General features: G+C 57.9%; 4 protein-coding genes. 2 read left to right on the top strand and 2 right to left on the bottom strand.

Annotated features, from left to right (window positions below; translation table 11 throughout):
- Positions 1-36 precede the first annotated feature (36 nt).
- Both MJ643_RS30165 and MJ643_RS30160 read right to left on the bottom strand, forming a co-directional pair.
- Positions 37-399 carry a hypothetical protein gene (locus tag MJ643_RS30165; protein WP_247727262.1) on the bottom strand — a complete coding sequence of 121 codons (363 nt, stop codon included), beginning with the start codon at positions 397-399 and terminating at the stop codon, positions 37-39.
- Positions 396-3,614, bottom strand: a complete 3,219-nt coding sequence (locus tag MJ643_RS30160; RefSeq protein ID WP_196184781.1) for a T6SS effector BTH_I2691 family protein — start codon at positions 3,612-3,614, stop codon at positions 396-398. The genes MJ643_RS30165 and MJ643_RS30160 overlap by 4 nt, the downstream gene beginning before the upstream one ends.
- 245 nt (positions 3,615-3,859) lie before the next feature.
- On the opposite strand from MJ643_RS30160, the gene MJ643_RS30155 reads away from it, so the two are divergent.
- Both MJ643_RS30155 and MJ643_RS30150 read left to right on the top strand, forming a co-directional pair.
- Positions 3,860-4,027 (top strand): hypothetical protein, encoded by a 168-nt coding sequence (locus tag MJ643_RS30155; protein ID WP_023660823.1) that lies wholly within the window; start codon positions 3,860-3,862, stop codon positions 4,025-4,027.
- Between the two features lie 96 nt (positions 4,028-4,123).
- A complete protein-coding gene (locus MJ643_RS30150; protein ID WP_169775263.1) occupies positions 4,124-4,303 on the top strand; it encodes a hypothetical protein in 180 nt (59 codons plus the stop codon).
- Positions 4,304-4,626 lie beyond the last annotated feature (323 nt).

Here is a 4,626-nt window from a genome sequence, read left to right as displayed (position 1 = left end):
AATCAGCGTAGGCTGAAGTCAGTCAGAAATACAGGGCTATTTCAGACCATCCCTAGGAGCAACCAGATCAAGTTTAATGTAAGGAATCAAAGACCATGATAGTGCTGGGGTGATAATTGCCACTGACAAGCTCATCAGCCAATCGTCACGCAAAAAACTCCAGTACATGTAAAGAGTTATTCCAAGAAGAAGGAGCAAACCTGCAGCACCGATTAGGAATGTCAAGCCTCGAAGGATGCTACTGCTCCGTGGTAACTCTAGAAACACATCATCGAAATAGTTAGGGGCCGGTTTTACGCTCGCCCACCCAATTCGCCATTTTGGCACTTCGCCCACCTTCGGCAGGTCATAACTCCAGCCCAAAGCACGCTCCCACAAAACTTTACCATCACGCTTCACTCGTTAACCTCCCTGACACAAATCTCAATGTACCCACTTGGCAAGCTCCGATCCGGCCAGTGCATCACCAACAGCGTAGCTGCCAGGATCGTGTGCTTTCCTATAGTCGCCATGAGCGATATCGAGCCAGAAATCTCTAACTGACAGAGTCCGGTAGGGTAAGGTTTTCGCTTCTCGCTGATTGAATAATTGCGGTCGTGGTCGGGTATTCGCGGTGATGTAAAGCTCGAAAATGAAGAGGACGGTGATAGAGGCTCTTCAGTGTTCGCAAAAAAATTGCCCGAAGCAATAGTTTCCCCGCCAACGTAATCAGGGTGATTGCCGTCACCGTGACGATGTACAATCAATTTCCAGCGATATCCCGAGGATCGCTCATCGTACATAGGCAGTGTGATCAAGAATCTTAGCTTTCTAATTATTTCGGCGCTAATCAAGCCGCCGATTTTCGGAAGACCTGGATCAGTTGCCAAGAGCGATTCAAAATTCAACTTTGCCTTAGTGCCTAGTGTGGCGGCATTGAGTTCGGCAAACGCGATATCCGCATGTTCTGGTACATTCCAATGGATGATCGGTATTTCGTCTGCTTTTCCAAAGCAGCACCGCCTTACCCAGCGTTCCAAATCAGTTGATTCATTTTCCTGAGCCAGTTTGCTTAGTTGATAAGCAGCAAGCGTGAAGGCAATCGCCAGCCCCAGCGGACCGACAACCAAGGGTTGGAGTACCGCAAGACTAAACGCTACAGCGCCAGAGCCATACAAGAGGGATGACAAAAGATGTTGGTTCCTCGCTGTTTCATCACCCGCAGAGGCGGTTCGTCTGGTCGCATTAATTGCCTGGGCCGCATCAAAGACCCCTGCAACCGCACTCACCAAAGCACCAAGCCTTATCAAGGCCTCCCCTGTGGCTGCTACACCCTTTGCTCGTGGCAAATTCAGTGGACTAGCACTTGATCTCAAAATGAGCCCAACCAGTTCGACTTGCCCTCCCAATAGGCCCAACTGGGATCCTTGCAACGCCAACCTGGCCTCAAACGCCTTGGGCCCAATCTCCGTTTCCGCCTTGTCCTGATTCCTGCCCAGGCTGTCCTGCTGCAGATACAACCCGCCTATCGCCAGCAATAACTCCCAACTACCTGCCACACCACGTAAACCGGATAACCCGGTCCGTACTAACCTGGCAGCCTGCTGCGATGTGATCTGCATCCCTTGAAACAACTTGCGCGCATTTGTCTCCAACGTCCCAGCTGCCACCGAGATATCCACCAAGGCAAGCTGTGCCGCGCTGCTCGCCTGGGTTACCCTCATGCTGGCCTCCTTGAACAACCGCCCATGCACTTCCTCGGCCTTGCCCTCGACCCACACCGTCACGCTGATCATCGTATTGGTGAACCGCGGGTCGAGCATTGCAAGGCTCATCAAGCCATGCTGGATGATCGGCCGCACCTTGCGCATGGCCTTCATCGAGCCAAACTCGAAGTCATCGATATTGCGGTGCATCCGGTCCCGCGCCTCGGCGATCGACGCGTTGGCCTTGTGCTGCAACTCCCGGAGGTGGGCGCTCTGCAAGGCGTAGTACTCGCCCAGCTTCATCTTCACTTCCAACTCGATCAGATGGACGCCGTTGTAGAGAAACTGCGTGGCGCTGTTCAAATGCCGCACAGCCTTCTGAATACCTGGCGACAGACATGGCGCCAGCCGCTGACTGGCCGCATTGAGCGCACCCTGCGTTTCAGCAATGGCCTGCTTGAGGGTATTGCGCGTGCGCAGGCCGGCGTCATCGCTGGCGATGATCTTGCTCAGCATGCCGTAAAGCTTGTCGCTGTCGTTCCAGTTGATCGCTTCTGTGGCGGAGAAACTGGGCAGCAGCCCGGCCAGCAGTGCCTGGTCGCGCATCAGCAAGGCGCGGTAGGGCGGGCTGTCAGGGTCCTGCAGCCATTTCAGCCAGAGCAGTTCGCTGGTGCCGGAAGCGGGAACATGCGGTTCAAGGCGGGGGACGACAGCTTCCGTAACCCCACCGCCCAGGCACAGTGCCATGGTCTTGGCGTAGGCCACCCCGGACTCACGATCGTTACCGTCGTAGTCGTATGCCTCGGCCACCTTGAACATGGGCGTATCGAACAAGGCAACGTACGCCTGCGCGTCCTTGTCGATGTAACGCTGAAACTCACGTTCCTGCTGGTCGTACTCGGCCTGGAAGGCGGCCCGCTGCGGTTCGTGGTAGCGCTCTTCAAGCCGCTCGTCACTCTCCTGCTGTGCACGCTCGACCAACAGCTGCCGCTCGACTGCCGGGTCGGTGAACACCGGCGGCCCATCACCCGTCATCGGTTCCAGCGACGGCACCTTCTGCGCCGCCCATTCCCTGTGCGTGGCACGAATGATCTGCAGGATCTGCGAGGTCTGCAGCTGATAGGCGCGCATCGGGTCTTCACGCCAGGCCTGACGCTTCAGTACCCAGTTCAGCCGCTGATGGTTGTACTCCTGAATCAGCCCGACAGTGTCGTCGAGCACCACTGCCAGCACGCCGTTTTCCAGCTTGTGCCGGTTGATCGCATTGACCAGATACCCTCGCAGGGCGAACCGGCGCAACCAGCGGCTGTGGAAGCCATGCGCACTGTCGAAGGGGGCACAGCCATGCTGGGCATATTCGAACACCTGCTGGTCGACCCCAAGCTTATCGGGCGTCATGGCGATGCCCAGCAGTTCGGGATTGTTGCGGGCCTGGATCAGGTCCAGGCCCTCGAAGCGATGCGCAGGCGACGCGCCGCTCTTGTAGGCGTTCAGCACGCTCACCGGCCAGGCGTCACTGGAGAAGGCCAGCCAGGCGCTGGTGTACCTGCCGGTATCGAGGTTGAGAAAGGCCGAAGGAATGTCGTGATCTGCGTTCACGCATTTTTCGGGCAGCGGCGAAGGCGGGCCATCTGGCGGCTCGTAAGGGTTGAAGCGGCGCAGATGACCTTGCTCGCTGACGGCATAGGCATGCCAGACCTGCTGGTCGAGCAGCACATACAGGAAGCCCCTGCGCAAGGTGCGCAAGCCGATCTTTGTCGAGATATGCCGGTTATCCGCCACGGTGGAGACACACTCGGGGCGGGCATCGGGCACCAGGGCGCGGCGCAGCGGCAGGATCGGCAGGCCCTGGCGCTCGCAGAACATGCACTGGTCGTGCGGCAGCCCGGCTTCGGCGATCGCGAGGGCAATACGTTGGCTGATGGTCATGAGCGATCCTAGTGTTGGACAGGTCCTTGTCGACCCCTGAACACTAACGGGGAATCGCTTTCCAGAGAGGCTTTGGGCTTCCCAAAACCTTGTAGGAAACGTCTCTGAATAATGGTTTAGCTCTATATGGGGTCATGATCGGTACCCCGGCCTTTTGCGCCACCTGTCGAGCCCAAGGCACTGCTGGTGTCCGTTTTCCGTCCGATCTGTATGCGCGATCAACGCGCAAACCCAGGAGAACGTCCATGGCAAACGATCAGAATGACCCCGGCCTCGAGCAAACCGAATCCCAGCCCGGCAGCGGTGACGGAGAGGTCCCGCTACCTTCGGATGACGAAGGCCCGATCGAGGAGGAGATGGAGGACGTGCAGGCAAACAATTCGGTTTCTGCCGAGCACCCGCAGCCTCGCTGACGGGATTTGGCCAAAACGAATGCGGTTCACATCTTTCTTGCGAGGTATGCAGCGATGAGCCCCAACCCGAATGCACAAGGCGGCACGAACCCGGAAATGCCCACTTCACCCGACCCGGCCGTTGACCCCGACCGCCCGACCATACCCGACCCTGATGACGACCCGCTCATGAACGAAGAAGAGGGTGGTGATTGGCAGGAGGAAGACAACTTGGCTGATGACGGCCGGCAGAGCGTGGAACAGCCTGCGGTAGACCTGGATCAGCGCAGGGAATGACCATTGATAGGGCAGGCCCCTGTGGGAGCGGGTTTACCCGCGAAGAATCCAACTCGGTGTATGGCACCGGCTGCGCCGGTGTTCGCGGGTGAACCCGCTCCCACAGGTACTGCGGCTGCCTTGAAGGTTGTGGTGATCCTGTGGGAGCGGGCAAGCCCGCGAAGAATCCAGCGCGGTGGCTGGCACCGGCTACGCCGGTGTTCGCGGGCACGCCAGCTCCCACAGGTACTGCATCTGCCTTGAAGGTTGTAGTGATCCTGTAGGAGCTGGCTTGAACTGGCCTAATGATCCCGGACACCTCTTAAGGGCGATATGATTCGCCC

Origin of the sequence: Pseudomonas sp. PNPG3 (assembly GCF_023093815.1) — a bacterium.
Lineage (GTDB): Bacteria > Pseudomonadota > Gammaproteobacteria > Pseudomonadales > Pseudomonadaceae > Aquipseudomonas > Aquipseudomonas asiatica.
This window is presented reverse-complemented; position numbering and strand designations above follow the sequence as displayed.

Excerpts from the sequence above, each read along its gene's own strand:
- MJ643_RS30160 (WP_196184781.1), bottom strand. The coding sequence starts at position 3,614 with ATGACCATCAGCCAACGTATTGCCCTCGCGATCGCCGAAGCCGGGCTG.
- MJ643_RS30155 (WP_023660823.1), top strand. The coding sequence starts at position 3,860 with ATGGCAAACGATCAGAATGACCCCGGCCTCGAGCAAACCGAATCCCAG.
- MJ643_RS30150 (WP_169775263.1), top strand. The coding sequence starts at position 4,124 with ATGCCCACTTCACCCGACCCGGCCGTTGACCCCGACCGCCCGACCATA.